Below are 24,394 nucleotides of genomic sequence, written 5' to 3'. Positions count from 1 at the left end.
CGGCTACCCGAACGTTATTCAGCGCGACAGGAGCATAACAATGACAACAATCGCTTTTATCGGCCTCGGTCACATGGGCCTGCCCATGGCGCGCAACCTGCTCAAGGCTGGCTTCAACTTAAACGTCTTCGACCTGCTGCAAGCTGCCGTTGAGGATTTGGCCAAAGATGGCGCACTCCCTGCCAGCAGCGCACTGGAGGCGGTGCAGAATGCCGATGTGGTGGTGAGTATGCTGCCGGCCAGCCGTCATGTTGAAGGTCTGTACCTGGGTGATAGCGGCCTGCTGGCGGCGCTCAAGCCCGGCAGCTTGGTGCTGGAATGCTCAACCATCGCCCCGGAATCTGCGCGTAAGGTGCACCAAGCCGCGCAGGCGCGTTGTATCGAACTGCTCGACGCCCCCGTCTCCGGCGGCACCGCTGGCGCGGCGGCAGGCACCCTGACCTTTATGATCGGCGGCGCAGCAGAAACCCTGGAAAAAGCCCGCTCGATTTTCGACGCCATGGGCAAGAATATCTTCCACGCCGGCCCCGCCGGTGCGGGCCAAGTCGCCAAGGTGTGCAACAACCAAGTGCTCGCCGTGCAGATGATCGCCACCGCCGAAGCGATGGCCATGGGCGTAGCCAACGGCCTTGAACCCGCGGTGCTGGCTGAGATCATGCGCCAGAGCTCAGGCGGCAACTGGACGCTGGAGAAGTACAACCCCTGGCCTGGCGTCATGGAAAACGCCCCCGCCTCCAAAGGCTACAGCGGCGGCTTTATGGCCGAGCTGATGGCCAAGGACCTGGGCCTGGCGCAGGAAGCCGCCCAAGCCAGCGGCAGCAGCATCCCCATGGGCGCGCTGGCCTTGCAGCTCTACCGGCTGCTGCTTAAACAGGGCAAAGGCAAGCAGGACTTCTCGGTGGTGCAGCAGTTGTTTATCGAGTAAGCGTGAGACGTTTGTAGCCTTAAAGCAGCCGCGAGCGCACGGCAGCGGGCTCATACGTCATAGTGCGGAAGCGCCCGATTGATCGCAGCCAAAGCGCCTCGCTAAACGCTGCTCGCGCTCACCCCAGACAGCGAAAAGCCGCAGATAACTGCGGCTTTTCGATGCTGACTTTCAACCACTCAACGTTCGCGCAATGCCTCGGCGCGGGCACGGATAATCGGCTTGAGCAGGTAACTGAGCACACTCTTCTTACCGGTGATGATATCCACCGAAGCGACCATGCCAGGAATAATCAACAACGGATGCTCCTCGCTGCCCAAATGGCTTTTGTTGGTACGCAGTTTGATCACGTAAAAGCTGTTGCCGTCATCGTCGGTTACCGTATCTGCACCAATCTGCTCCAGCTCAGCCTTGAGTCCGCCATAGATGGTGTAGTCATAGGCAGTGAACTTGACCATCGCCTCCTGCCCCGGATGCAGGAAAGCAATGTCCTGCGGGCGAATACGCGCCTCAACCAGCAGGTTCTCACCCAGCGGCACGATCTCCACCAGGTCGCTGCCCGGCTGAATCACCCCGCCAATGGTGGTGACCAACAGCTGTTTGACGATGCCGCGTACCGGAGAAATCACCAGAGTGCGGTTGACCCGATCTTCCAGCGCCTTACCGGTTGACTGAATTTTGCTCAGTTCGGTGCGCGCCTCGTTGAGCTGAGTCAGCGCATCGCTGCGGAAGCGACCACGGGTTTCATCGATCTTGCGCTCGACCTCCTTGATCGCCGACTCGGCGCGCGGTATGGCCAGAGTAGTGGCCTCCAGCTGGCCACGGGCCTCCACCTCGGCGCGTTTTAGGCGCAGCACTTCCACTTGGGAAATCGCCCCCTGAGCCACCAGCGGTTCAGACATACGTATTTCCTGACGCAGTAGACTGAGGCTGTTGTGGAACTGCCCCTGCTTAGAGACAAACTCGCGCAATTCCTGTTGGCGCTGAATCAACTGCTCTTCCAGGCCAGCCACTTCATCGAGCAATTGCTGCTTACGACTGTTGAACAGCTGAATTTCGTTATCCGCCTGCCTCGGCGCCTTTTCGCGCACCTCATCGGCCACCACCAGCTCGCGGTCCTGCACTTCGGCACTGAGTCGCTCAACCCGCAGCAGCAGGGCCAGACGATCGGCCTCTGTTTCACCGACATTGGAGGCAAAGCGGGTATCATCGAGGCGCAACAGTGGGTCACCCGCGTTGACGATCTGCCCCTCGCGGACAAACAGCTCAGCAACGATACCGCCTTCCAGGTTCTGGATTTTCTGCAGCCGCGAAGACGGAATCGCCTTGCCATCACCGCGCGTCACCTCATCAACCACAGCGAAATTCGCCCACAGTAAGCAGAACACCACAAAAGCAATCAGCCCCCAGATGGTCAGGCGTACCACCCGTGGCGCGTCCTCAATCAGCGCTTTATTGACCTCCGGCAGCGGTTCATCGCCCAGCTCATCGTCACTGCCAAAATAGGCGGCAATGGCCTGACGCAGGCTCTTTTTCTCGGGCACTTTAGCTGACACTGATCTGCCCCTTCTTCAACGCTTCCATCACGCTGCCTTTTGGCCCGTCGGCGATGATCTGTCCGCGGTCGACAATGATCAGCCGGTCGACCAGACTGAGCATCGACGCACGGTGGGTGACCAACAGCAGGGTTTTAGTGCCAATCACCGCAGACAAACGCTGCTTGAGACGCTCTTCGCCAGTGTTGTCCATGGCGCTTGTGGGTTCATCAAGCAGCAGAATTGGTGGGTCAAGCAGCAACGCACGCGCCAAGGCAACGTTCTGCCGCTGACCACCGGAGAGGTTCTGGCCGCGCTCCCCCACCTGGAGCTCATAGCCTTTCGGGTGCAGGCGAACGAACTCATGCACGCCAGCCAACTCAGCGGCCTGCAACACCAGCTCGTCTTCCACATAGCGCGCGCCGGACACCAGGTTGTCACGCAAGGTGCCGCTGAACAGCTGAATGTCTTGTGGCACATAACCGATGTTATGCCGCAAGTCGCTGACATCCAGTTGGCGTACGTCAATACCGTCAACCAGCAAGCTGCCAGCATCCGGCTGATACAGACCGACAATCAGCTTGGCCAGCGAACTTTTGCCCGACCCACTGCGGCCGATAATGCCAATTTTCTCACCGGGGCGAACGATCAGGTTGATGCCCTGCAAAGCAGCCTGCTGCTGATCCGGGTAATGGAAGTCCAGCTGCCGAAACTCGATGGCGCCCTGCAGCGATTGGCGTTTGAGCGGCCGCTCATCGGCCTGACGCTCCTGCGGCAACTCCATCATCTGATTGACTGAATCGAGGGTGATCCTGGCTTGCTGATAACGCGTGAGCAAACCGGAAATTTGCGTCAGCGGGCCTAGCGCACGGCTACTGAGCATGTAGCACGCAATTAGCCCACCCATGCTCAGATTGCCGTCGATAATCTGGTACACCCCGAGCACGATCACCACCACACCCGCCAATTGCTGCAGCAGCATGGTGGCGTTCATCGCGAGGCTTGAGAGCATGCGCGCGCGCAACTCCAGACGACTAAGGGTGCCGATGGTCTGCTCCCACAGGTATTGGCGCTCACTTTCGGCGTTATTCACCTTGACCGCATCCAGCCCCGCCAGGCTCTCGATCAGACTCGACTGACGCTCACCGGCCAGAGCCATAGTGCGCTGCATGGTCTCGGCCAGCGGGCGTTGCAGCGTCCAGCCAATCAGCGCCACCAGCGGGAAAGCGAGCACCGGAATCCACACCAAATGCCCGCCGATCATGGCGATCACCGCGAGAATCAACAGGGTGAAAGGCAGGTCAATCACGCTGGCCAGGGTCAGCGAGGCAAGAAAATCGCGCAGGCTTTGAAACTCATGGATGTTCTGCGCAAAGCTACCAACCCGCGCAGGACGGAATTTCATGGCCATCCCAACGATGCGTTCGAACAACGTGGCGGAGATAATCAAGTCAGTCTTCTTGCCCGCCAAATCCAGGCACAGACCGCGCAAGGTTTTCAGCAACAGGTCGAAGCAAAACACCCCGGTGATGCCAATCGCCAACACCCACAGGGTCGCTTCGGCCTGATTGGGCACTACTCGGTCATATACGTTCATCACAAACAGCGGCGTGGCAAGGCCGATCAGGTTGATCAGAAAGCTCGCCGCAATGGCATCTATATACAGCCAGCGCGAACGTTTGAGGGTGTCGCGAAACCAAGAAGTGGCGCGCGGAATCAACTCGCCGCGGTTGAAGTCGAACTTATGCAGCGGTTGAGCAAAGAACACCCGTCCGCTGTAATCCTCAGCCAGCGCCTCGGCACTCACGGACAGCTCACCACCCTCGCTTTCGCTGGGCATGATGCGCGCACGGCCTTGATCATCCCACCCCAGCAAAATGGCGCTGCGGCCATCGCGCAGCAACAACAAAGCGGGCATGGCCAAGGCCGGAATCTTCTCCAGCGCACGCCGCAACCAACGCCCTTGCAACCCCGCACGCGCCGCTGCACGTGGCAGCAGCTCGGCGCTCAAACGCTGCTCAGGCAACGGCAAGCCAGCCGTGAGCATGGCACGGCTGACCGACTTTTGATGCAAGCTACAGAGCGACAACAGGCTGTCTAGCAGTGGGTCGTCGTAGCGATCACGCGGATCACTACGGGTTTGCATCGGGCTGGGGTCTACTGCCACAAAGATTCACTCGTACTCAACTTGGCTCAATTCAGACCCGGCAAATTCACCTGGGTCTTGATCTCGTCCAGCGGCGCAGCGGCTATTGGCGCGACTACACCCTGACTCTTGAGCAGGGAGCCCATGGTGGCCTTGATCCGGTATTGAGTAAACAGCTCGGTGAAACGCACTTCCTCAAGACGGCGCGAGGCGGTGAACAACTCGTTTTCGCTGTCGAGCAAATCCAGCAAGGTACGATCACCCAGGCTGAACTGCTTCTGATAGGACTCACGCACGCGGCTGCTGTAATCAACATATTGCTGGGCAATCGGCAACTGCTGGCGAGCATTCTCACGAGCGTTCCAAGCCAAACCCAGCTCTTCATTTAATACGCGTAGGGCGTTATTACGAATGTCCATGGCCTGGTTGGTTTGATAGGCCTTGGATTGCAGGTCCGCCTTGTTGCTGCCACCGGCAAACAGGTTGTAGCGCATACGCAGCATCGCCTGCCACTCGTTGCTATGGCCGCTGACGCCATCGATATTGTTGTCTAAACCGCGTGACAGTTCGGCATCAAAGCGCGGATAGAAACTCGACTTAGCCGCTTCATACTGCTGTTCAGTGGCCTTTACATCCGCCTCGGCAGAACTCAACAGCGGATTGTTGGCGAGCATTTCCTGGCGGGCCGCTGGCAAACTTTCCGGCAACCGACCAACCAGGCCAGCGGGGCGGCTCAGCTCACTGGCATCGCGGCCAACCACGCTGAAATAATTGACCTGCGCGTCTGCCAGGTTAGTTTGCTCGGTGATCAGGTTGTTACGCGCCTGCGCCAAACGCGCCTCCGCCTGATCAAGGTCCGCTGTGCGCCCTACGCCACTCTGGCTACGCAAGGTGATCTGATCGTAGATTCGCTCATGGCTGGCCAGATTAGTCTCGGCAAGACGCACCAACTCCTGACGGGTCAGTACATCCAAATACACCTGCGCCACTGTCAGGGCAGTGCGCTCGGCAGTGCCTAGCAACTCATAGGCACGCGCATTAACCGTGGCGCGTTGGCGGCCAACTTCACTGCGGGTGGCGAAACCGTCAAATACCATCTGCTGCAAGCGCAGGCTCGACTCGCCGCGATTTAGCGTTTCAGTGTTGTGGGTATTGCCACGGGTACCGGGGCTATCCGTACCTTCACGGCCATAACCGGCCAACAGATCAACCTGCGGCAGATACCCACCCTTGGCGGCCTTCATCTGCTCTTCAACCGACAAGCGCGCATTAATCCCCGCCTGAATCTCCGGATGCACCTCAAGGGCACTTTGCATGGCTTCATTGAGCGTTTGGCCATGGGCAGCCAGAGATACCGACAGGGCAAGGGGAACGAGAGCAAGCAGGCGCATTTAGTGAAACTTCCTTATCAGGTGGACTAGCGACTTGAATCGTGAGGCGCTGCACGCTTGACGTACGACCGGCAGGGTAATTAAACAGCCGGACTAGACGTGACTCACATCACAGAATTCTCTGCCAATATCAAAGTGACATCAGGTGCGGCATTGTTTATTATCGCGAAGAGATGGTCAATAGTTTGGCATATAGCTAATTCCAAAAAGAAATAAGCCATAGAAATGACGCACCGAAAAGTCAAAAAAATACCTTTCACGCATTACTTGTAAATTAGCCACATAACGAATTTCACTGCATCACACCCATGGAGCTTCACCTATGAGCACTATCGCCGCCATCGTCAAAACCCTTGTAGGACAAGTGTTTGCCGTTTCCCTCGACGGCCTTAAGCGTCAGATATTCGAAGGTGAGCGCCTGCTAATGGGTGAGCAGATCCTTACAGGCCTGGGCGGCGAAGTGACCTTGCAACTGGCCAGCGGCGATGTGGTCAATGTGGCGCAGAACAGCAGCTGGCAAGCAGCGCCCAGCGCAGCTCAAACTGAGGACGATAAAGCCGAGCCCGACTCAAGCCTGGAACAGGCCCTGGCTGCCGGCCTCGACCCCACTACAGACCTTGAAGCCACCGCTGCAGGCCCAGGAACTGGCGGCGGCACTGGCGGTACTGCAGGGGGTGGCCATAGCTTTGTATTGCTGGGGGAGACTGGGCAGCGTCTAGACCCGACGGTAGGGTTTGAAACCGAAGGTTTGGGCTTTGCTAACCAAACCTTCGATGATCAAGCAGGCGCTACGGAAAACGCTGCAACCGATGCAACGCCAGCAGTTATAGACACGCCTCCAACCATCATCAGCATCACTAATGGGGCCACAGGCTTAACTGTTAATGAGGGCGAAGCTGCCATCTTTACCGTTACTCTCAGCAAGACCAGCAGCTCGGCCACTGAGTTCGATCTGGCGCTGGCTGACGGCACTGCAAATTTGGGCGCTGATTACAGTGCAAATTTGACATTTAGCAACGGCGTCACCTTTAACGCGACCAGCGGTCGAATCAGCGTACCTGCAGGCGTAACCAGCTTCGACGTCAGCGTCCCAACTATCGACGACAGCATCTTCGAGGCTAACGAGACCTTCACTCTGAGCATCGGCGACAAAAATGCGACCAGTACGATCGTCGATAACGACAGCACCCCAACGGTCAGCAGCATCAGCAGCCCAACGGTGGCCGAAGGCGCCGACCTGGTTTACAACATCACCCTCAGCAACGCCTCGACCACCCCCACCTCGTTGGCCTACAGCCTGGGCGGCGGCAGTGCGAGTGCAGCGGATTACGGTACCCCGACCTTCAGCAATGGCGTCACCCTGGTCAGTGGCAACCTGATCGTGCCGGCCGGTGTGACCAGCTTCAGCGTCACCCTGCCGACCGTCGATGATGCACTCAATGAACCGACTGAGACCGTGCCACTGACCCTGGGTGGCGTGACCGGTACCGGCAGCATCACCGACAACGATGCGGCGCCAAGCCTCAGCATCAACAGCGTCAGCGTTAACGAAAGCGCTGGCACCGCGACCTTTACCGTCACCCTCTCGGCCGCTTCCGGCCAAGCCGTGAGCGTTAACTACGCCAGCAGCAACGGCACCGCCACCGCCGGCAGTGACTACACCGCGGTCAGCGGCACGCTAAATTTCGTCGCCGGCGAGACCACTCAAACCATCACGGTGCCGATCAGCGACGACACGCTGTTCGAAGGCGCTGAGAACTTCACCATCACCTTAAGTGCACCGACCAATGCCACCCTCGGCACCGCCGTCGGCACGGGCACGATCGTCGATAACGACAGCGCCCCGCCGGTCTTCGGTAGTTCACAGTTGACTGCGAGCGTATCGGAAGAAGGCCTGCCGAATGGAGTAGCGGACAATACCGGCTCACCCAGCGACACCACCAACGCGGTGATCGCCACCGGTAATTTCGCTATCAGCGATATAGATAGCCCAAGCGTTTCGGTCACCCTCGCGCCACCAGCCCAGACGCTGACCTCTAATGGTGTGCCCGTGAGCTGGAGCGGATCCGGCACTTCGACCCTGAGTGCCAGTGCCGGCGGCAAGACGGTCATGACTATCAGCATCAACAACAGCGGCGCCTATACCGTCACCCTGCTCGGTCCGGTCGATCACCCGCAGGCAGGCGTGGAAGACGTACTGAACCTTTCATTGCAGGTCACTGCCAGCGATGGACAGTCGAGCAGCACTGGTCAATTGAATATTCGTATCGAAGATGATGCGCCGATCGCCAATGATGACCTAGCCAACCTACTGTTCGGCGGGAACGCCGCTGGCAATGTATTAAACAACGACCTTGGTGCAGACCTCCCTGGCAAGGTAGCCAGCGTCAACTACAAGGGCCAGGCATACAACTTTGGTACGGACGGCAACGTCACCATCAGTACCGACACCGGCACATTGGCGATGAACCAGAATGGTGACTACAGCTACCAGTCCAAGTTGTTCAGCAGTATAGGCGGGGGTGGCTCCCTGGCATCTTGGAGCGGCGTCAGCATCACTGCGTTCAAAGGAGCCCTAACCGGCAACCAGTCTTCTCAGAATGAGTTCTTCATCAGCAATGGGGTACCGGTGGCGAGCAACATCCTCAACCTTACCGGTAGCGGGACACTAACCGTCAGTAGCAACGGCCTTGGTATCGCCGGGGGCGGCGGCAACGCCGACTACCTCAATGGGCACCCCGCCACCCCAGAAGCCATCATGGTCAACTTAGGCCATGAGGTCAGCTCGCTGACTGCCAATTTCTATGCTCAGACAGGCGCAGCGGCCAACTTTAACTGGGCGACCTATACGGCTAACGGTCAACTAATCAGCACAGGCTCTGGCTCGGCACTCAGCCCAGGCTTTAGCTTGAACGTAGCCAATGGCGGCGGACAGGCCTTCCAGTACGTAGTGTTTTACGGCAATAACGACACTGCAAATATCAAGGTGCTGTTGCAGGGACTGGAGAATATCCAGTACGCCAATCTGCAACCCGACACCTTTACCTACCAGATGGTGGATGCAGATGGTGATGGCAGCTCCGCCATACTCAGCGTATCCCAGAGTTCTGCGAGCAATACCCCGCCGGAGGCTAGGCCGGACACAACGGCGACCAAAGAAGATACCTCGGTGACCGTCAACGTACTGGGCAACGACAGTGATGCAGACGGTGATGCGCTGACTGTCGGGGGCGTGTCGGCAAACAATGGCAGTGTGGAGATCAACCCGAACGGGACGCTCACCTATACGCCGAATCTTGATTTCCATGGCACCGATACAATCATCTATTCGATTCGCGACGGCAAGGGCGGACAGGCGCAATCTACTGTCACCGTCAATGTGTCGCCGGTGAACGATGCCAGCAACCCTACCCTGAGCATCGCCACTGCTGGTCAATGGACGTTCAACGAGTCCAGTGGTTCTGGCACAACCTTGAACCAGTACAGCAATCAGAGTGGAACCTTGGCGGACGACAACAGTACCGGTGGTACGGCACTGCCTAGCTTCGCGGGTACACCACGTAACGCGACGGCAGGCAACAACCTGCACTTCCAGGATGCGGGCGACCGGGTAGACGTCAGCACCTCCGTCACTCAACCCCTGATGGGCACCTCCACACTCACATTTTGGGTGAATACCACACAAACAGGCACTGCCAGCGGTGCTGGCAATTCCTGGGATCTGCCTACTGTTATCGGCAGCGAACAAAATGGCGGTGGTAATGATATTCAATGGGGGGCTATCAATACCCAAGGCAAAATTGGTTTTGGCCTGGGCAACGTAGCGGGTGTCTACAGCACCACCTCCATTAACGATGGCAAGTGGCACCATGTCGCCATTACCCGTAACGCGACCACCAAGCTTGTTGAGGTCTACGTAAACGGCCAGCGTGAAGCAACAGGCTCGCCAAATGACCCAGACTTTACCGCAACCATTAATAAGCTCGTTTCGATTGGCGCCAACAATAGATTCAGCAACAATGCCGCTGCATCCGACATGGCGGACACACGCTACTTCAATGGCCAGCTCGATGATCTGCGCATCTATTCCGGCGTGCTCAGCGCCGCGCAAATTACCGCCATTCGTAGTGTTGAGGGTGGTTTCCATGACACCGCACTGGCAAATGACGGCGGTGCAATGAAGTTCAGCCTGAGCGCTGGCAACTTCACCAGCTTGGCTATTTCCGGCCTGGAAGCCGGCATGACCATCACCGATGGCGTGCGCTCAGTCAGCGCCACCGGCAATGACCACTCCATCGCCCTAGATGGCTGGAACCTGTCTTCACTGAGCCTCCTGAGTGCCGGCACACAGTCGGCCACCCTGGCCATCACGGCGACCAATACCATCGCCAATGGTGACAGCGCCCACACCACTAGTTACCTGACCATTGCCAACGGCAACACAGTGCTGACCAACGGCACCAGTGGTAACGACATACTCACCGGCAGCAATGGCGCTGACCTTCTGCGCGGCGGTGACGGCAACGACAGTCTTAATGGCGGTGCAGGCAATGATCGCCTTGAGGGTGGCAGCGGTAATGACACCTTAATCGGCGGTACCGGCAACGATGTACTGTTCGGTGGTGCGGGCAACGATCTTCTGATTGGCGGTGCCGGGAACGACGTCCTATGGGGAGGGAGCGGTGCGGATACCTTTACCTGGAAGAAAGACGACCTCGGACGGGGCGTCATCAAAGACTTCAATGCCAGCGAAGGCGACCGCATTGACCTGCGCGACCTGCTGCAGGATGAGAGCGATGGAAATATACTCAATTACCTGCGGGTCAATACCAGCAATTCGACCTTGGAAATCAGCACCACCGGCCAGTTCAATGCCGGAGGCAGTGCCGATGTGACCATCAAACTGGAGAACGGCGATATACCAGTCGACTTATCCAGCTATGGATCGACATCCTCTGCCATAGTCAACTCACTGATCGCGGGCGGTGATCTAGCGCTAATCAAAGTCGACCACACCTGATAAAGCCAACCCCGCTACCATAAGGAAGCGGGGTTATTTATTTGGGGCAGCCAATGAGCCAACGAGGCAAGGAGCGGTCGATGTTGTATGTAAAGCGCGATGCCTGGGGCAATTTACAGCAAGTGGAGGCCGCGCCTTTCGAGGGCATGGATGGTGAGCTGTTGGCAGACAGCCAGGAAGCTCAGGCGTGGTATGCCAATCAGATAGCTGAAAGCAGCCTGCTTAAACTGGAACAGAGCGACCTGGACATGATCCGGGTACTGGAAGATTTGATCACCGTGCTCATCCGCAAGGGCGTAGTGCGCATTACTGATCTACCGGAAGCGGCGCAGAGCAAGTTGGTCGGCCGTAGCAAGGCGCGGGATGCACTGGGCGGTTTGCATCGGCTGATTAATGACGATGAGTCAGAGCTGATCTGACCCCGACCAACGGTATAAGGCTTTTCCGGTTCAAACCCAATTGTTTGCGGGCAACCCGCACTTATAAAGGCAGTGGCTGCTAGTACCTAGGCGCGAGCTCGTGCCTTGATACGCCTAGCGCACTATTCGCACGTCCCCTTGCGTCTCCAGCGGTTCGGCACTCAGCGCTACCGCTTCCATCCCCGCTTGCCATCGCGGCGCTCATCTGCACGGCGTTCTTCGTAACGCGGTGCATCGGCGCGCTGTTGGCGTGACGCCTGATGGCTGCGTGAGAAGTCGCGATCAGCATGGCCATCCCACCTCGCACGCGGTTGCGGTGCGCGGTCACCATGGCGCTTCTGATACCTATGCGCTTGGTAATCGCGGGGCTGTGGGGCCGGCGCGTAATAACGCGGCGGTTGTCGATGATCATCATAGCGGCGACCATCATGGCGGTATGCCTTGTAGCGGTGAGGCTGCGGCACCGCATACACCGGGTAGCGTTGCACCTGGTAATAGGTGCTTGAATGCCCTCGATCATAACGGTGATCGCCATAACCGCTGCCGCCGCCATAGACCGCACAACCGCTTGAGGACATCAACAACAGCGCCAAGAGCATCGTTTTATAGGGCATAGCGGCCTCCTTCGACCGCAGGTATGGCAGCGACCGTTGTCGCTACCAGGGGTGACTCCCGCTAACTCTGACAGCGGTATATGCGCTTTGGTGCGCTTATGGACAGTAAGTATCCGACCAGTTGCTCTCTGCAGATTGATTCAGCAACGCCCCAAAGCCCAGCTCAGCCATCAGCTGTTGACTCACGCCCCGTCGTGACCTGCTTTAAGCCCCCGCTCGGTCACGGTTTAATCACCTGAGCCTTAAAAACGGCGTTGCACCGGCCTGTCCTTTGAACAGGCTCGGTGGTCGGTCAGCCCCCTGAAACCAACCCAGCGTTACACCATAAAAATCAGCACCTTCAAACATTTTGAGCGGCCCTAAAAGCCTCGAGGAGTCAGCCCTAGATGATGCTCAGGGCATAACGGCTATCGCCTTCTACTGAGCAGGCCACGTGATATTTACAGCCTGCATCTGTTTCAGCGATGTAACACATTGCACCGTGCAGCAAACACGCCACATGCCCATCGGTGGGCAAGCCTATGTTTTAAAAACATTTTTGCCTGACAGCCAAGTATCACCGGCTTTACACATACGCCATTAAGCCGGCAAAAATAATCACCATCTTATTGATATTTAAGGAAATTAAATTAATGGCATGTTCTCTGCGTTACCTACCGCCGTAAATAAGAGGCTTCGCAAAGGGAACCTAAAAATGCACAAGCAGCTCAGCAGAATCACATGCACAGGGTTGCTGAGCAGCGCGCTGGTAATGGTGCTGCTGAACAATCCGGTACACGCCGATAACGGCTTAATCGTCCTCACACGCGACGTTCAACCGCGTGCCGCAACCCGAACGGAACTGGTTGCCGACCCTCACCCGCTAACGGTCCAGGCCGGGCTGCCGCGCAATGCGAGCGCCGAGCTGAATGACAGTGACTTTGCCCATATCAACACCGGCCTGTCGGTATCCAACAGCGCGCTGACAAGACAAACCAACAGCCTCTCCAGCTCAAACAGCATGACCCAATCGGCGGGTAATGGCATGCCTGGGCTCGGTGCAGCCATCGGGGGCGATGCCACCGGGGGCACAACGGGCGGTCTCAGCGGCCGCATCAACGGCGCCATACAAACCGGCTTGCGCCCCCTGCAAAAAATTAGCTTAGGACAATGACATGCGCCAGCTAACGCTATTTCTCGCGAGCGCCCTGTGCAGCCAATTATTGCTGGCCGAGCCAGCCATGCAAGCCACTGCCAGCCTCAACCAAAGCGGCCAGAACCATCAAGGTGTACTGATGATTAATCAGGCTGCAGGCGATGCTCAGCAACAGGTAAACGCCCGCGCCATAGCCATTGGCAGCGGTGCGAATGCGCACGCCACGGCGACCACCAACGTCAAGCAAAACACCGACCATTTACCCATAAACCCAGCCGGCATGGTTGCCAGCGCCAGCATTGGCGGCAGCTCATTTGCCAATAGCAACGGTGTTGTGGGGATCAACCAGGGGGCCGGTAGCGGCAACCAACAGATCAATGCCCTGCGCATCACCAGCGGTCTTGCGCAGGGTTTGGATGACAGTGCCTTGGCGCAACAAAGCGTCAGGCCGTCAAGCATCTCGGGGGCAACAGAACCACTAAGCGCAGAGCGCATTGTCTCGGTAGACGACAGCGCATTCGGTAACAGCCGCGGCGTGGTCCAGTTGAACCAGAGCGCCGGAGTAGGTAATCGCAGCATCAATAGCCTCGGCATACGGATCTCGGAATAACTCCGCGTATCCGCCAACACAACCGCGAATGGAGAAACAAAAATGAAAGCTCAATTCATGCTCAAGCCACTGGCATTTGCATTGGCTGCCGTTCTGTCCGCAGGCGTCTATGCCGACCAGGGTGGTGATCGCAACAGAGGCCCTCAAAATGGCGGCAACGCCAGCATTGTTGATAGCCAGAACAACCATAACAACCTGGTGCGTAATGAAGGCACCGTGAACGACGCCAGTATAGAAGGCTCACTCGGCGGCGCTTCGGGCAATGTCGGTGTCAACGTGGCCGCCGGCGACAACAACCAGCAAGCCAACGCCGGGGCCATTGCCGTGGCCGATGCGTACATGGTGTTTGGTGCAGCCGCCAGCGCCACTATCGATGTGGATCAAACCGCGCGTAACAACACGCTGCGCAATTTCAGCGTGCCTAATACCGCGTCGATGGTCGACTCGGCCAACGGGGCGAGCGGTAACGTAGGCGTGAATATCGCTGCAGGTAACTTCAACCAGCAGAAAAATGACATGGCCATTGGCGTATCAGAAACCGCCTATGCGGCGAATGCCGGCGTGAATGTGAGTCAGGTGTCCAATGGCAACGTCACCAAGAACAACGCCACTCTGGACTACGGCACAGCGGCTGTGAGCCTGAGCATGAATGGCACAGGCACCTACAGCGGGCAGTCTGACCAAATTGGCAACGTCTATCCCGATATCTGGACGGGCGACGCTCACCCGGCTGGCAGCCCAGACGGCCACTTTGACTTGGATACCGCCACTCAGGGTGGCTCTGACCTGAATGAAGATGGTGGTGCTCTGGCCTTTAACGAGGCCGGTACGCTTGGCCTCTCGGGCTCGGTTACCGGGTCTATCCCGGTTGTTGCCGGCTTCAATACCGCCGTCGTTAACACCGCCAGCCTGACTAACTCGCTGAACGGTGTCAGCGGCAACGTAGGCGTCAACATTGCCGCCGGTGGCGGCAACCAGCAGAGCAATTCGCTGGCAGTGGCAGTCGGTTGTACTGCGTGCGCTAGCCAGTAACGCAACGGGTCGCGCGGGGCGCCAGCAAGGGCCCTGCGCTTTTTTGCAGACGTTTCAATAACCGGAGTGTTGCAACTCATGTTGCGTTTTGTACCGACGCTTATGCTCTGCTCTGCCCTCTGCGGTGTTTATCTGCAGCCGGCTGCAGCTGCCCAGAATATGCCGCTCGCGGTATTGCCAGGCGGTGGCATGGTGTTCAAACCGGTGCAAAGCATCCGTGAGCGGCGCTTCAGTAATCTAGTAGAGCAAAAAACCGATTTCAGCTGCGGAGCCGCCTCCGTAGCGACCATTCTCAACCAGGCCTATGGCTGGGATTTGAGTGAAGAACAAGTTATCCACGGCATGCTCGCTGTGGCCGACGAAGAGCAAGTGCGCAGCAAGGGCTTCTCCATGCTGGACATGAAGAACTACGCGACCAGCTTGGGTATGCGTGCCCGCGGCTACCGCATCGAAAGTAGCCAACTCAAAAGTGTCAGCATTCCGGTGATCGTGCTGATTGAGGTTCGCGGCTACAAACATTTCGTGGTGATGCAGCGCACAGCCGATGACGCGGTGTACGTCGGAGATCCAGTGCTGGGGCACAAGAAAATGACCATGGACGAGTTCACCAAGGGCTGGAACGGCATTGTCTTTGCCCTGATTGGCCCCGGCTATGACCGCAACAATCCATTGCTTGACCCACCTGAGCCATTGACCGCCAGGAACCGCTTAGCGGGTTACAAACTGGTCAACGATGCCGAGCTCATGGAGTTCGGATTCATTCAGAGTGATTTTTTCTAGCACACAGTGCGCGCGGGCAAGAGGCCCCGGGAGTCTGCAATGAAACTCAAAACATGGATGCTTGCCAGCATGTTGCTACCGGCAATGCCGGTTAGCGCATCGAGTTTGTTTCAACCTGTCGAAATCAGTGATGCCGAGATGGCCACCCTGCGCGGCCGCTACATTCTGCCCGAAGGCATTGTGCATTTTGGCGTCACCATGTCGACGTCATGGCGCAACAGCAGCGGCGCCACCATTGGGGCCCAGGTCAATCTGTCAGTGAGTAATCTGACGGCCAACCTGAACGTCACGCCGCTGAATACGGCAGGTAGCGGCGGTGTGCCAGGCCAAGGTCAGGGCCAAGTCATCGGCGGCCAAGGCCTGAATAACGTTCAGGGCATCTCCCAGAGCTTACGCACGGCGGGTGACTACAACACTGGCGAAAACTACGTTGACATCGCGATCACTCACAGCGCCGGGCAACCAATCGCCACGACGGGGCAAAGCTGGAGTGGCAATCAGCAGTTCAGCAATGACGCCGGCACGGTGCAGGTCTCTTCTGCCAATGGTGGCCTGCAGATGCAATTACAAGCCAATCAGGGCCAAGGGGTAGCCCGCCAGTCGATCGGGCGTGGCGGTATCAATCAGCAGGCCAATATCGGCGGCACCTTGAACCAGGTGCGCAACCTCACCTCGCTAACCGTGGCCATGCAAGAGAATCCGGCGGCGCAGCAGCGGGTCTACTGCAACCTGAGCCAGTTAGGCGTCATGCAGCGTGCCGGTTATTAAGCGGCTGATCTGAGCGCGACCTCAAGCGCTGTACTTTCTAGGCGTAGGCATTTCAGCGCCTGTGAGCCCCATCTTGAGCCGATGTTTTCGGCACAGCCCGGCAAGTGTGTCTAGGCTGGTCAAATAATAATCAGAGTTGATGGAGTTACCCTTATGCGCATACCCGCTTACCTGTTGATATTGCCCATAGCGACTGCCATCAGCACGGTCAACGCGGCCGAGAACAGCGCCGAAATAACCGCCCTTCGTCAAGAGATGGAGACACTGCAAAAGCGTTATGAGGCGCAGCAGAACGCGCTGATGGTGCTTGAGCAACGTTTTCGCGCCGTAGAGGCCCGCGACCGGCAACAGGCCGCGGCGCCACAGCGCAGCCTGGTTGATTCGGGCCGTGCCGTAGGCGGCGCACCTTCTTCTTACGGCGCCTCGCTCAAAGATGATTCCAAGCCCGCCGAAAGCGTTGAAGACGTTTACCAGCAAGCCAGTGGTTTCTACGGTACTGGCGCGTTCAGCTTGGAAACCGGCCTCACCTACACCCACTACAACTCCAACCAGCTCGCCCTAAACGGCTTTCTGGCGCTGGATGCGATCTTCCTCGGCAATATCAATATCGATGAGATCAACTCTGACAGTTACACCCTGGACGTGACCGGACGCTACAACCGGGACCGCTGGCAGTACAGCATGACCGTGCCGGTCAACTACCGCGAATCGACTTACTCCTCGGCGGGTGCTGGCGGCTCAACCGCCAGCTTTAGCGAGCAGAGCGTTACCGGCGACCCACGCATTGGCGACATCACCTTTGGCGTGGCCTACAAGTTTCTCGACGAGGCGGCTGGCATGCCCGACGGCGTGCTCAGTGTTGACGTGCGTGCGCCCACCGGCAAAGACCCATACGGCATCAAGCTGGTGGAAACCTCAGGCAACGACAACCTGTTCGTCCCCGAAGACCTGCCAACCGGCAACGGGGTATGGGGCGTGACCACCGGCCTCTCGCTGGTCAAGACTTACGACCCCGCGATTGTCTTCGGCAATATCGGCTACACCTACAACCTTGAAGACAGCTTCGACGACATCAGCTCCCAGCAAGGCGTGAAAGTGCCGGGCAAGGTGAAGCTGGGCAACACCATCAATTTCGGCTTGGGCGTAGCCTTCGCGCTAAACGAAAAAATGAGCTTGGCCCTGTCGTTTTCCGAGCTGATCTCACAAAAGAGCAAGATCAAGCCTGACGACGGCGATTGGCAATCAGTGGATAACAGCAATTACAACGCGGCCTACTTCAACGTCGGCATGACCTTCGCCCCAACAGCCAACATGAGCATCGTGCCAAACCTGTCGATTGGCCTGACCCCCGACGCCCCGGACTTCAGCTTTAGTATCAAATTCCCCTATTACTTCTAAAGCCTATGCACGGTCTTTTGGACTAGCGTCAGACAAAGAAAAAACAGGCGAGGAAGCGCAGTTTACGAGCTGTAAATGAGCATTCCGAGCCTGTTTTTAACGCGGCATGGCTGACGGCCAGGAGAGCGTGAGCCGGTTCTAAGAGCCCGTATTTCCAAGCCCCCCTACCCCACTTAATTGGTGCTTATGCAAGAGGCGGTACAGGGTGGGCCTAGAAATACCCAGCGCGCGTGCCGCCTGACTGAGATTCTGCGAGTGCTGCATAAGCGCATCGCCAACGGCCTGGCGTTCGGCTCGCAGCTTGTATTCTTCTAGGGTGCCGATTAACGGTGGCCGCTGGATGCCCCGATCAAGCCCAATATCCTCGGCTTCAATCTGCTTGCCCTCCGCGATAACCAACCCACGCCGGACTCTGTTAGCCAGCTCGCGCACATTGCCGGGCCAATGGTGCGAGGTCATTGCCAGTAATGCAGCCTGGCTAAAGCGCCGCGGGCGGCGACCGGTCTCCACACTGAACAGGCTGGCAAAGTGAGCGGCCAGTTGCGGCACATCGAGCACGCGTTCGCGTAACGGCGGCACCTGCACCTGTAACACGTTGAGGCGGTAGTAGAGGTCTTCGCGAAATGTGCCGCTGGCGACAGCCTCTTCCAGGTTGATGTGGGTCGCAGCGATCACCCGCACATTGACCGAAATCGCTTTGGACCCGCCGACTCGTTCGATGGTCATTTCCTGCAAAAAGCGCAGCAAATTTGCCTGCATCTCCAAAGGCAGATCGCCGATCTCATCCAGAAACAGGGTGCCGCCATCGGCAGACTCGATGCGCCCTATTTTGCGCTGGTGAGCACCGGTAAAGGCGCCCTTCTCATGCCCGAAGAGCTCAGACTGAATTAGGTTTTCCGGGATGGCACCGCAATTAATCGCCACCGACGGCATGTTGGACCGCGCGGACATCCGGTGCAGGCTGCGGGCAACCAGCTCTTTACCCGTCCCGCTTTCACCGCGAATCAGCACCGGCGTATCGGTCGGCCCGAGTTTCTCCATGAGTTTGCGCACACGGCGAATCGATTCACTTTCGCCCAGTAATTCATGGCTCTCGTCAGCCAGAAACTTATCACTCTGTTCGCGCAGGAGGGCCATGCCGCAAGCACGCCCCAAGGTGACAATCAGGCGACTCAGGTCAACCGGCATCGTATGAAAATCAAAGAACCATTCACTGATGAAGTCGCACAACTTGGCTTTGGACATGTCTTGGGCACTGACCAACGCCACCCACTCAGCAACATTGCTCGCAATCACAGCCTTGATTTCATCCAGGCGTGATAGCAATCCGGAATGAAAACAGAGCATGCCAACCTGACAAGGATGAATGCCTACATCGCTTAACGAGCGCGCTTCAACCAACCATCCTGCCGCTCGCAACCGTGGGAATAAGCCTCGACACTCCTCGCACGGCTCAATAACCAGCAGCCGACGGGGCTCAACGGCAACAACACACATGCGAACCTCACTCAAGGGTCAAAAAAATAGCCAACCCGAGCAAAAGTAGCAATAATTTGACACAAATGAGCGAACGATTCGCTCTAGATAGCCAAGGGCTTATTACCCTGCATGTGGCGCCGAGCTATCGACTCAACGCCTAGAAGCCCTGACGGCGCGAGCAAAAACAGTATGGAGATGCGGACTTTTGGTGAGTCGCACGGTCTAGCGGCATCAGGGCAATCGTGGTTAAGTGCAGCAAGCGCGATTACTCCGCGCACATCAGCCAAACCCTGTTGTAGCCACCCTGCTCAGTATCGAGCGCTACAATGCGGTGAGTATTTAACCAGCAGAGCCTTGCATGCCTGACTCATCTTCCCTGCCTCGCCAATGGCCGTTGATTGTCTTACTGCTGGTACTACTGGGGTGTGGCTTCCTTGCCACCTCCCTTGCCAGCTATTACGCGGCCCTCGACTCCATTCGTGCAGGGATCATCCACACCGAGCTGCCACTGACTTCGGATAACGTCTATTCGGAAATCCAAAAGGATCTGGTCAGGCCCATCCTGATTTCCTCGATGATGTCCCGCGATACCTTTATGCGTGACTGGGTAATGGACGGTGAGCAGGATGCCAAACAGGTTGTCCGCTACCTGCGCGAGGTGCAGGAGCATTACGCCACGGTCACCAGCTTCTTTGTTTCCGAGAAAACCCACACCTACTATCAGGCCAAGGGCGTACTCAAAAAGGTCGAGAAAGGCCAATCGCGCGATGACTGGTATTTCCGTGTGCGCGACATGCAAGCGCCCTACGAGATCAACGTCGACGTCGACATGGCCAACAGCGATCGCATGACCGTGTTTATCAATTACAAGGTGTTCGATTACCAACAGCGCTTTATCGGCGCAACCGGTGTCGGTCTAACCGTGGATGCCGTGGTCAAACTGATCGACACCTACCAGCAGCGCTATAACCGCAGCGTGTTCCTTGTCGACACCGAAGGCCGCTTGGTCCTCACCGGATCCAGCGGCGGCCCCTTGGGCGCACGCGTCGGCCAGTCGCTCAACGAAATTGCCGGCCTGGAAGAGCTGATGGTCAAGCTGCCCCAGCCACAAAGCGGTGATTTTGAATACCAGGAACAGGGCCGCGGCCACTTCCTCAACGTGCGGTTTATCCCTGAGTTGAACTGGTATCTGTTTGTCGATACACACGAAGACGGTGCAGTGGCCGGCATCCGCCAATCGCTGTACATAAACCTGCTGATTTGCCTGGTTATCACCGCTCTTATCATCACCCTGGTTAGCGTGGCGCTACGGCGTTACCAGCGCCGAATCAGCGCCCTGGCCACCACCGACCAATTGACCGAACTGCCTAACCGCCGCGGCTTTAACCTGCTCGCCAATCAAGCCATGCAGGAAGCCCGGCGTAACCAAAGCGCGCTGTGCGTGCTGATGCTCGACCTGGATAACTTCAAGCAGCTTAACGACAGCCAGGGGCATATGGCCGGTGATGAAATGCTGCGCCGCTTTGCCAGCCACCTGCGCAATACCGTGCGCAAATCCGACATTATCTGCCGCTGGGGCGGTGAGGAATTTATCCTGCTGCTCAAAGACACCACGCCCGAACAGGCCCGCGAGCTGGCCGAGAAAATTATTCAGCAAACGGAGCAAAGCGGCATTCATTTCAATGGCGTCGACCTGCAGATCACCACCAGCATTGGTCTGGCCCACCTGCAGGCCGATGAATCGCTGGAGCAAGTGATCACCCGCGCCGACCGCGCGCTGTACCGGGCCAAGCAGAGCGGGCGCAACCGCCTGTGTGAAGAAATCGCATGAGTGACGCACCGAGCAACTGCCCCTGCTGTGGCCAGCTCAACCAATGCGCCCAGGCCGCAAGCGCGTCACCCGTGACGCAGTGCTGGTGTTTTGCCGTAAAGGTCGACGCCCAGCAACTGGCCAACGTGCCAGCAGAACTGCGCAACCGCAGCTGCCTGTGCCCACGCTGCGCGCAAGGCCTGCCGCCTGAATCGCCACCTGCAACCAACTAGCCATGCGCCTCGACCGCTTTATCAGCAACCTGCCGCAATTCAACCGCCAAGCCTCACGTCGGCTATTGGCCAGCGGGCAAGTGCGGGTGGATGGCGCAGTGGTCGGCGACGGCCTGTACGAAATCAGCCAGTTCAGCCGCATCGAGCTGGATGACCAATTGCTGCAAGCTGGCAAAGCCGCGCGCTACTTTATGCTGCACAAACCGCCTGGCGTGGTCAGCGCCACCGCGCACGATGAACACCGCACCGTACTTGATCTGCTGGATGAGCCGGATAAAGCCGAGCTGCACCTGGCCGGCCGCCTGGACCTCAACACCAGTGGCCTGCTGCTCATCACCAACGATGGCCAATGGTCGCGCCGCCTAACCGAACCCAGCAGCCGACTGGGCAAGGTCTACCGGGTCGAAACCGAACAACCGATAACGCCTGAGTACATCGAGGTATTCGCCGGCGGCCTGTACTTCGCCTATGAAGACCTCACCACCCTGCCCGCCGAATTGGTCATACTCAGCAGCCACAGCGCCCTGCTGACCCTGCACGAAGGCCGCTACCATCAGGTAAAGCGCATGTTTGGCCACTTCCAAAACAAGGTCATCGGCCTGCACCGCCTGAGTATGGGCGCCATCGAACTCGACCCTCAGCTCGCCCCCGGCCAGTACCGCGCACTCAGTGCCGCAGAAATCAACCACTGCTGAACCACCTGCCGCCTTCTCGGCATACGACCAGCGGTGGAAGAAAAAACAAATAAAGACTTGTGAGTGCAACACGCGGCTGCTTAAATCGAGCCACAAGGTCTTAACGTGACTTGCTAGTCACGAAAGCCATCTAAGCGTTCTTTTGGTTGCTTGCGCACTGCGCAAAATGGGTTCCTGCCTGGTTAAAGACACCGCTCCACACCTGTAAAAAGGGCCGTGGAAGATGTTCTGTTTCAGCCCTAACTGATTGAAAATAAACAACTTATAAAACCCTCCAGCCTGACATCTTGCTGTCACGTCCAGGCGCTTATCTATCTGTCCTAAATAGCCCGGCTTAACGCTACCACCGTTAGCCGTGACCACTTTTATGCGCCAGGAGGAAACGACATGAAGCCAGCCATTGCTGTCGTCGATATACACAGGACGTTCAAGGTACACACGGAGTTCTACGCCAACCCCAGCGCGCGCAAGACCATCATCCTGATCAACGGCTCGCTGGCCACCACCGCCGCCTTCGCTCAAACCATCAAATACCTGCAACCGCAGTTCAACGTGGTGCTGTACGACCAGCCCTATGCCGGCCAATCCAAGCCGCACAACAGCAACGCCCGGCCGATTAGCAAAGAAGATGAAGCGAGCATCCTGCTGGAACTGATCGAGCAGTTTCAGGTGGACTACCTCATGTCGTTTTCCTGGGGCGGCGTTGCCGCCATGCTCGCCCTGGCCCAGCGCCCAGCGCGCATCGAAAAAGCCGTCATCACCTCCTTCTCACCCCTGCTCAACGAGCCAATGCTCGATTACCTGGAGAAAGGCATGGTCTGCCTGCAGGCCACCGACGGCGAACAGGTCGGCCAATTGGTCAACAGCACCATCGGCAAATACCTGCCATCGCTGTTCAAACGCTACAACCAGCGCCATATCAGCCGCCTCGACCGCCACGAATACCTGCAGATGTATGCGCACATCAACCAGGTGGTGCACATGGAGAACCACTGCCAGATGGAATGCCTGGCGGCTATCGACATCCCGCTGCTGTTTATCAATGGCGAACACGACGAATACACCGCCGCACAGGATGTGCGCATATTTGCCGAGTACCTGAGCGACTGCCAGTTCGTCACCATCAACAACGCCGGGCACTTTCTGGATATGGAACACAAAGGCGCATGGCTGCAAAGCCAAACCGCCCTGCTGAAATTCCTCCAAGCCCCGGCTCGCAGCAGCGCCAGCTACCGAGCAGCGCCCAACCCGCACCACGCGATCGCAGTATGAAACCGCGCCGTAAACCCAAGCCTGCCGCGCAAAAGCACAGATAACCGCGCGGCAGGCTTCATTTCGGCCAAGACTTCCGGTATAAAGGCACCCGCTGCGGACGTCGTATAGTGGTAATACCCTAGCTTCCCAAGCTAGAGCTGTGGGTTCGATTCCCATCGTCCGCTCCAAATCTAAGTTCCCACATATCCTCATATGCAATGGAACACCAGTAAAACCGGCCCTTGCGCCGGTTTTCTTGTTTCTGGACGCCCCTACATAATCCCGCACACACTGCCCCCTTGCGTATGGCAATTTGTATGGTTCTATTTGAGCCTAACTTTGCCATACACAGAACCATGAAAAGAGCAGACATCAAACGCAGGCCACTAGCAGATACCGTTCTCGCATCCCTTGAGCCAGAGGCTAAGGAGTATCGAGAGCCCTACGGTGCCGATAGGTTGTACTTCCTGGTGAAACCCAACGGACGAAAACGCTGGGAGGTTCGCTACAAAAGACCTGATGGAAAATGGGGCTGGCATGGACTAGGTAGCTACCCAGACATATCAGCAAAACGGGCACGAGAAAAGGCTGCTGCAGCGCAACAGCTTGCCAGCGACGGTATTGATCCTGTCCAGTACAAAGCTGCGAAAAGGCTTTCCGACCATGCCGTAACACTGAACCCATTCAGTGAGTCTGTCGCGTATTGGTATCAGAGGAAAATTGACGACGGGCTAGCCGAGAGCACCCTTCGGCTTATGCGTAGCTTCCTAAACAACGATATTCTTCCTGCACTTGGCGAAAAACCTATTCGGGCGATTACTCCGCGGGACTGTGCAGCACTTCAAGAAAAAATTGAAGCTCGTGGCGCGACCAATACGCGAGATAAAATTCGCGTCGCGCTACGTCAGATTTTTAGCCAAGCGATTGCTCGCGGGCTTTGTGAGGTCAACCCGGCTGCCGAGTTGGTTGCCATCGCTATAAAAAAACCAAAGGTCGAACATCACCCCCATCTGCTCGAATCCGAGCTACCGCCCTTCCTAAAGGCGCTTCGAAATAGCACTAGCCGTACCCCTTGTTGGCGCTGATGGAAAATTGACCCACCCTGCCGATTGAAATTTGACCCAGGGCGGATTGCTGATTTTGTTACCAG

At 57.4% G+C, this 24,394-nt stretch carries 19 protein-coding genes and 1 tRNA gene; 15 read left to right on the top strand and 5 right to left on the bottom strand.

Annotated features, from left to right (window positions below):
- Positions 1-40 precede the first annotated feature (40 nt).
- Entirely contained in the window at positions 41-925 is an 885-nt protein-coding gene (gene mmsB, locus N1078_RS08765; protein WP_274087798.1) for a 3-hydroxyisobutyrate dehydrogenase, read from the top strand.
- A 179-nt stretch (positions 926-1,104) separates the two neighbouring features.
- Here the strand turns inward: mmsB and N1078_RS08760 are convergent, their stop codons facing one another.
- From N1078_RS08760 to N1078_RS08750, 3 genes are read right to left on the bottom strand one after another with little or no spacing between them, the layout of a single operon-like run.
- Entirely contained in the window at positions 1,105-2,451 is a 1,347-nt protein-coding gene (locus N1078_RS08760) for an HlyD family type I secretion periplasmic adaptor subunit (protein ID WP_274087999.1), read from the bottom strand.
- 19 nt (positions 2,452-2,470) lie between these two features.
- Positions 2,471-4,606 carry a type I secretion system permease/ATPase gene (locus N1078_RS08755; protein ID WP_274087797.1) on the bottom strand — a complete coding sequence of 712 codons (2,136 nt, stop codon included), beginning with the start codon at positions 4,604-4,606 and terminating at the stop codon, positions 2,471-2,473.
- Between the two features lie 47 nt (positions 4,607-4,653).
- Complete coding sequence (locus N1078_RS08750; RefSeq protein ID WP_274087796.1) at positions 4,654-5,997, bottom strand: TolC family outer membrane protein; 1,344 nt, start codon at positions 5,995-5,997, stop codon at positions 4,654-4,656.
- A 322-nt stretch (positions 5,998-6,319) separates the two neighbouring features.
- On the opposite strand from N1078_RS08750, the gene N1078_RS08745 reads away from it, so the two are divergent.
- Together N1078_RS08745 and N1078_RS08740 are read left to right on the top strand one after the other, a co-directional pair.
- Positions 6,320-11,017 (top strand): retention module-containing protein, encoded by a 4,698-nt coding sequence (locus N1078_RS08745; protein WP_274087795.1) that lies wholly within the window; start codon positions 6,320-6,322, stop codon positions 11,015-11,017.
- A gap of 80 nt (positions 11,018-11,097) precedes the next feature.
- Complete coding sequence (locus tag N1078_RS08740; RefSeq protein WP_274087794.1) at positions 11,098-11,436, top strand: tryptophan synthase subunit beta; 339 nt, start codon at positions 11,098-11,100, stop codon at positions 11,434-11,436.
- Positions 11,437-11,603: 167 nt separating this feature from the next.
- On the opposite strand, the gene N1078_RS08735 is transcribed toward N1078_RS08740, so the two are convergent.
- Positions 11,604-12,050: a hypothetical protein gene (locus tag N1078_RS08735; RefSeq protein WP_274087793.1), complete on the bottom strand. Its 447-nt coding sequence runs from the start codon at positions 12,048-12,050 to the stop codon at positions 11,604-11,606.
- Between the two features lie 694 nt (positions 12,051-12,744).
- Here N1078_RS08735 and N1078_RS08730 point away from each other — a divergent pair.
- The 6 genes from N1078_RS08730 to N1078_RS08705 all read left to right on the top strand — a co-directional run bounded on the left by N1078_RS08730 (position 12,745) and on the right by N1078_RS08705 (position 17,773).
- Positions 12,745-13,203: a hypothetical protein gene (locus N1078_RS08730; RefSeq protein ID WP_274087792.1), complete on the top strand. Its 459-nt coding sequence runs from the start codon at positions 12,745-12,747 to the stop codon at positions 13,201-13,203.
- Between the two features lies 1 nt (position 13,204).
- Positions 13,205-13,795 carry an adhesin gene (locus N1078_RS08725; RefSeq protein WP_274087791.1) on the top strand — a complete coding sequence of 197 codons (591 nt, stop codon included), beginning with the start codon at positions 13,205-13,207 and terminating at the stop codon, positions 13,793-13,795.
- Positions 13,796-13,837: 42 nt separating this feature from the next.
- On the top strand, positions 13,838-14,827 hold the full coding sequence (locus tag N1078_RS08720) for a hypothetical protein (protein ID WP_274087790.1): 990 nt from the start codon (positions 13,838-13,840) through the stop codon (positions 14,825-14,827).
- A 102-nt stretch (positions 14,828-14,929) separates the two neighbouring features.
- Positions 14,930-15,607 carry a C39 family peptidase gene (locus tag N1078_RS08715; RefSeq protein ID WP_443218103.1) on the top strand — a complete coding sequence of 226 codons (678 nt, stop codon included), beginning with the start codon at positions 14,930-14,932 and terminating at the stop codon, positions 15,605-15,607.
- Positions 15,608-15,646: 39 nt separating this feature from the next.
- Entirely contained in the window at positions 15,647-16,375 is a 729-nt protein-coding gene (locus N1078_RS08710) for a hypothetical protein (protein WP_274087789.1), read from the top strand.
- 153 nt (positions 16,376-16,528) lie between these two features.
- A complete protein-coding gene (locus N1078_RS08705; protein WP_274087788.1) occupies positions 16,529-17,773 on the top strand; it encodes a hypothetical protein in 1,245 nt (414 codons plus the stop codon).
- Positions 17,774-17,911: 138 nt separating this feature from the next.
- Here N1078_RS08705 and N1078_RS08700 read toward each other — a convergent pair whose 3' ends face one another.
- Positions 17,912-19,270, bottom strand: a complete 1,359-nt coding sequence (locus N1078_RS08700; RefSeq protein WP_274087787.1) for a sigma-54 dependent transcriptional regulator — start codon at positions 19,268-19,270, stop codon at positions 17,912-17,914.
- Between the two features lie 340 nt (positions 19,271-19,610).
- On the opposite strand from N1078_RS08700, the gene N1078_RS08695 reads away from it, so the two are divergent.
- The 6 genes from N1078_RS08695 to N1078_RS08670 all read left to right on the top strand — a co-directional run bounded on the left by N1078_RS08695 (position 19,611) and on the right by N1078_RS08670 (position 24,329).
- Positions 19,611-21,083: a sensor domain-containing diguanylate cyclase gene (locus tag N1078_RS08695; protein ID WP_274087786.1), complete on the top strand. Its 1,473-nt coding sequence runs from the start codon at positions 19,611-19,613 to the stop codon at positions 21,081-21,083.
- The gene (locus N1078_RS08690) at positions 21,080-21,295 is read left to right on the top strand and encodes a cysteine-rich CWC family protein (protein ID WP_274087785.1); all 216 of its coding nucleotides are present in this window, start codon (positions 21,080-21,082) and stop codon (positions 21,293-21,295) included. Before N1078_RS08695 ends, N1078_RS08690 begins: the two co-directional genes overlap by 4 nt.
- 2 nt (positions 21,296-21,297) lie before the next feature.
- Positions 21,298-21,990 (top strand): pseudouridine synthase, encoded by a 693-nt coding sequence (locus N1078_RS08685; protein ID WP_274087784.1) that lies wholly within the window; start codon positions 21,298-21,300, stop codon positions 21,988-21,990.
- Between the two features lie 387 nt (positions 21,991-22,377).
- Positions 22,378-23,262 (top strand): alpha/beta fold hydrolase, encoded by an 885-nt coding sequence (locus N1078_RS08680; RefSeq protein ID WP_274087783.1) that lies wholly within the window; start codon positions 22,378-22,380, stop codon positions 23,260-23,262.
- Positions 23,263-23,358: 96 nt separating this feature from the next.
- Positions 23,359-23,432: transfer RNA gene (locus N1078_RS08675), tRNA-Gly, on the top strand.
- A gap of 129 nt (positions 23,433-23,561) precedes the next feature.
- Positions 23,562-24,329, top strand: coding sequence for a tyrosine-type recombinase/integrase (locus tag N1078_RS08670; protein WP_274087782.1), 768 nt, complete (start codon positions 23,562-23,564; stop codon positions 24,327-24,329).
- Positions 24,330-24,394: the final 65 nt, after the last annotated feature.

Source organism: Pseudomonas sp. MIL19, assembly GCF_028680365.1.
Lineage (GTDB): Bacteria > Pseudomonadota > Gammaproteobacteria > Pseudomonadales > Pseudomonadaceae > Aquipseudomonas > Aquipseudomonas spirodelae.
Note: the sequence above shows the minus strand (reverse complement) of the source record. Positions and strands in the feature narration are given on the sequence as shown.